The sequence below is a fragment of the Halolamina salina genome (genome assembly GCF_042678005.1).
GTDB classification, from domain to species: Archaea; Halobacteriota; Halobacteria; order Halobacteriales; family Haloferacaceae; genus Halolamina; species Halolamina salina.
Genome location: NZ_JBHUDH010000127.1, coordinates 1 through 443 on the forward strand (window position 1 = coordinate 1; position 443 = coordinate 443).

General features: G+C 71.8%; 1 pseudogene. It reads left to right on the forward strand.

What is annotated here, in order from left to right:
* A pseudogene (locus ACFR9S_RS11155) lies at positions 1 to 443 on the forward strand (hypothetical protein); the annotation flags it as partial.

The following is a 443-nucleotide window of genomic DNA, read 5'->3' on the forward strand; positions in this document are numbered from 1 at the left end:
CCGTTCCCGTGGCTCGCCGCGTTCGACGCCGACGGCTCGTCCCGGCGGATCGACCTGCCGGCGGACCGTCCCGACGGGGTGCTGAACGCCGGCGTCGGGGACGGCGACGGGCTGATCCTCTGCAGCGGGAACGCGGCCGCCCGGCTCGACGCGTCGTACGAACTCGACTGGACCCGCGAGTACGGCCCGCTCGGGGACGAACAGGTCGGGGAGATCACGAGCACGAGCGACGGCGGGTTCCTGTTCCACACGACACCCGTCGGGGACGGGGATTTCACGCTCGCGAAGGCGGACGCCGAGGGCGAACTCCAGTGGCACCACACTTACCGAATCGGGACGGACACCCCTTCGGAGATCCACGCGCTCACTGAGCGGTCCTCGGGGGAGTACCTGCTCGCCGGCGGCGCGAACCGCTCGTCCGACGGCTGGGCGCTCGCCTTCTC